General features: G+C 59.4%; 3 protein-coding genes and 2 pseudogenes. 2 read left to right on the top strand and 3 right to left on the bottom strand.

The genetic code is table 11. From position 1 onward, the window contains the following. Nucleotides 1–149: 149 nt before the first annotated feature. Nucleotides 150–440, top strand: a pseudogene (locus NLI89_RS21445) (transposase domain-containing protein); the annotation flags it as partial. Between the two features lie 984 nt (nt 441–1,424). On the opposite strand, the gene NLI89_RS21440 reads toward NLI89_RS21445, so the two are convergent. Then, the gene (locus NLI89_RS21440) at nt 1,425–1,676 is read right to left on the bottom strand and encodes a hypothetical protein (RefSeq protein ID WP_254688769.1); all 252 of its coding nucleotides are present in this window, start codon (nt 1,674–1,676) and stop codon (nt 1,425–1,427) included. Next, nucleotides 1,676–1,990: pseudogene (locus NLI89_RS21435) on the bottom strand (transposase domain-containing protein); the annotation flags it as partial. The gene NLI89_RS21440 and the pseudogene NLI89_RS21435, both read right to left, overlap by 1 nt. A 272-nt stretch (nt 1,991–2,262) precedes the next feature. Here NLI89_RS21435 and NLI89_RS21430 point away from each other — a divergent pair. Continuing rightward, the gene (locus NLI89_RS21430) at nt 2,263–2,547 is read left to right on the top strand and encodes a response regulator transcription factor (protein ID WP_368077317.1); all 285 of its coding nucleotides are present in this window, start codon (nt 2,263–2,265) and stop codon (nt 2,545–2,547) included. 44 nt (nt 2,548–2,591) lie between these two features. Here NLI89_RS21430 and NLI89_RS21425 read toward each other — a convergent pair whose 3' ends face one another. Further along, on the bottom strand, nt 2,592–3,596 hold the full coding sequence (locus NLI89_RS21425; protein ID WP_254688768.1) for a GDP-mannose 4,6-dehydratase: 1,005 nt from the start codon (nt 3,594–3,596) through the stop codon (nt 2,592–2,594). Between the last annotated feature and the right edge of the window lie 59 nt (nt 3,597–3,655).

The raw sequence follows: 3,655 nt of genomic DNA, 5'->3' as shown, positions 1-3,655 counted from the left end.
ACAAATAGGGCGTTGGCGGCGGGGACGTTCTGCGGGTTCAGTTCGAGCTTCGAGAACAAATGGATCATGCGTGGCTGCACACCGTGCGCACCCGCGGGACGCCCCTACCACGACTCATCGGTGTAGGCCGACTAGTGATCGTTGGGCTCCTCGACGACGGGCGCCTGGAGATCGACAACAATATCGCCGAGCGTGCGCTCCGCGGCGTTGCCGTCGGACGGCGAAACTGGCTGTTCGCCGGTTCGAAGACTGGCGGCGAGCGCGCCGCGGCGATCTACACCGTCATCCAGACCTGCAAGGCCAATGGCCTCGACCCGCAGGACTACATCGCCAGCCTCACTGGAAAGATTGCAGCTGATTGACCAGCGGCGCGATGGGACGAACTCATGCCCTGGAACTGGGCCCAGCAGCCTGCCAAGCCGGCAGCGCAAGCCGCATAACCCGCGGCCTGCGGGCAAAGCCTACCTTAGACCGGATCGAAGTGTAAAATCGCGCAGCTTGAGGCAGAAGTCACATTCGGAAAGATACACGATACTGACAAGGCAGCGACCGTAGTTTGCTAAATGATTTCGTCGTGTCCTCTGCGCGAGATTGAATGATCATCAGGAGTAAACGGGCGCCAACGACCAATCTTGTGATCGCGTAATAGCGGCGTACCGCACCTAGCACACGTTGATCGCCAGTCCAGCGTATCATGCCAAGCCTTACTGGCGAGTCGCTGATGGCCGAAAATAGCGCACAACAGACCCATGACCTTGCCTTCCAAAGGAGGCCGCGCAATAACATCCATTCCGGGTCTATCAAAGCCGGTTCGGCAGCCCGAGGTTTTTCCACGTCAAGCTAGGCTGGTTACCTCTATTGCCTTCTACCGAGGCGCTCGCCGCCACCAAGGCTGCGTGCTGATAAACGCCCACCACCAGGCACCGTCAGCCTAGTCGCTGTGGCTGTGTCGTCCTCCTGCTCGGGGGTAGTCCGATCGGCGCGAACCGACGCGCTTGTATATCCTGTATCTTCCGATTGCTGCGACGCCACGGAGCCGGCTGACGGAGAAACGGGAGCGGATGCTCCTGTTGATGTCGACGTTGCAGATGGTGCCGACGCCGGTGCGCTATTGGATGCAGGCGTCGAACCGACTTGCGTTCCGGCACCCAACAGGGCGATAATTATGATCGACAACTTATTTCTCCTTTAAAACAAGAACAAAGTAAACGACGATTATGTCCATACTAGACGATCGCATCGACAATGATGACACTTAGGAAGCATTGGCCGAAGCGTGGCTTCACTAACGCCGGTCCCAGCTAGAGGCGACTGCTCTAGTGGTCGAGGCGCTTGAAGGTGCGACACTCAAGGCGTTGGCAGCGTCACCGAGGACGCATCCGATGAGGCTGCGGGTTGACGGCTCGTGGAGCCGGGCTGGCGCGTCAGTCCTTATCGAGGAAGGCCTCGAAACCTTCTTCGGTCAACGCGCTTTGGAAGGCTGCATCAGCGTCGCGATCGGTTTCGAACTGGTCTTCCCAGACGATGGAGGTGTTGTGATCGTTGACCACTTCGAGAGACCACCCTCGCTCGGTAGCCAGACGGACGATGTGGACTTCCAGTCGCCTGCCGCCTCGCTCGATCGACCGGTTCAGCGATGATTCGATCAGTTCGGGTTCGGGTTGGGGATCAGTCATTACGCAACCTCCTGCACGAACGGCGTTTTGCGAAGGCGTATCCATTCCCAGGGGAGCAGCTCGTGGAGCCGAGACTGCGGCAGATCGGCGATACGGGCAAGTACGTCGGTAAACCACGCGAGCGGATCGACGCCATTGAGCCTGACGGTGCCGATCAGGCTGTACATCATCGCGGCGCGCTCACGGCCATGATCGGAGCCGACGAACAACCCGGCTTTCCTGCCGCGCGCTACGCTGCGCAGCTCTCGCTCGGCCGCGTTATTCGTCAGGCAGATCCGACTGTCCGCGAAGAACGTCGTGAACCCCGCCCAGTCGTTGAGCAGGCGATCGCCTGCGCGACGGCGTCGTAACGCGGCAGAATGCCGCACTCTTCCCGCATCCAGGTTTACAGTGCGTGGATCAAAGGGCGACGCGTTCCTGGCGGACGCTCAGGCGTTCACTGGCAGTCCGCCCGTTGATCTCTCGCTCAATCGCGAATATCAGTTCGATGAAGCCTCTGTACCAATAATTATATTATAGCTTAACCGACACATATTTTAAAACATCCCGCGCTGTGTTGACGTAAGCATTATGGCGCACCGCAGCAATATTACTAGGGGAGGGATGGGATAAGCTGCAGTATTTTACGGCAACGCCACATCTGACCAATCGAGAAGCGGAAGTTCTGCAACTGGTAACGTTAGGACGCTCGGCCAAAGATGTCGCCTTAGAGCTTCGGATCGCACCGTGTACGGTCGAGCGGTACATCGAAAATGTCCGGTTAAAGACGAGAACTCGGAACCGAGCGCACATAATCGCAATTGCCATGCGCGATGACTGGTTCGAGGGCACGGGAAGCTATAGCGCGCCAATAAGGCTCGCCGCTATGTGACTGAGCCCTACGTGACTTGGCAGAACATCGTGAGATCTGCCATTTCAGGCAGGCCGCAGCTTGTGATACTCGCGATACCAATTCACGAACCGTGGCACCCCATCGGCGATGCTGGTACGCGGTTCGTAGCCAAGATCACGCTGGATGGCACCGATATCAGCAAAGGTATCGCGCACGTCGCCCGGCTGCATCGGCAGCATCCGGCACTCGGCGGGGCGACCGCACGCCTGTTCGATTAGCGCGATCATCTCGCCGAGATCCTCAGAGCGGTTATTGCCGATATTGTAGATCCGGTGCGGACTGACGCTGCCACCCGCCTTGGCTACGCCGTCGTCGGCCGGGGGGCTATCGAGACAGGCGACGACGCCGGCGACGATGTCGTCGATATAGGTGAAGTCGCGGCGCATCCGTCCCTCTCCGAACACGTCGATCGGCCGGCCGTCGAAGATCGCCTTGGTAAACAACCACATCGCCATGTCCGGCCGCCCCCAGGGGCCGTAGACGGTGAAGAACCGCAGGCCGGTCTGCGGTATGCGGTACAGGTGTGCATAGGTCTCGCTCATCAGCTCGTCCGCCTTCTTCGTGGCAGCATATAGGGATAGCGGCTGGTCGGCCCGGTCTTCCACGCGGAACGGCAGCGCGTCGTTTCCGCCATAGACTGACGAGGATGACGCGTAGACGAGATGTTTGACCTGCCGGTTCCGTCCGATCTCGATCATGTTGAGGTGACCGGCGAGATTGGCCTGGAGATAGGCGCGTGGGTTCTCGATTGAATAGCGGACACCAGCCTGCGCACCGAGATGGACGATACGGTCGAAATCCTCGCCATCGAGCGCAACGTCGAGCGCAACGTGATCGGAGAAATCGACCTGCTTGAACGCAAACCCGTCGCCAAGCTTGCCGAGTTCGGCCAGCCGCGCCTGTTTCAGTGCGACGTCGTAATAGTCGTTGAGGCTGTCGATGCCGAGCACCGTGTCGCCGCGTGCAAGGAGGTGGCAGCTAACGTGGAAGCCGATGAACCCGGCCGCACCGGTAACGAGAACGTGCATAAGGCCCCTTCTTTGGATTAGACACGCCTTAGGGAAGGACCGCCCCATCCCGCAAGGTC

Origin of the sequence: Sphingomonas faeni, from assembly GCF_024273235.1 — a bacterium.
GTDB lineage: Bacteria > Pseudomonadota > Alphaproteobacteria > Sphingomonadales > Sphingomonadaceae > Sphingomonas > Sphingomonas faeni_A.
Note: the sequence above shows the minus strand (reverse complement) of the source record. Positions and strands in the feature narration are given on the sequence as shown.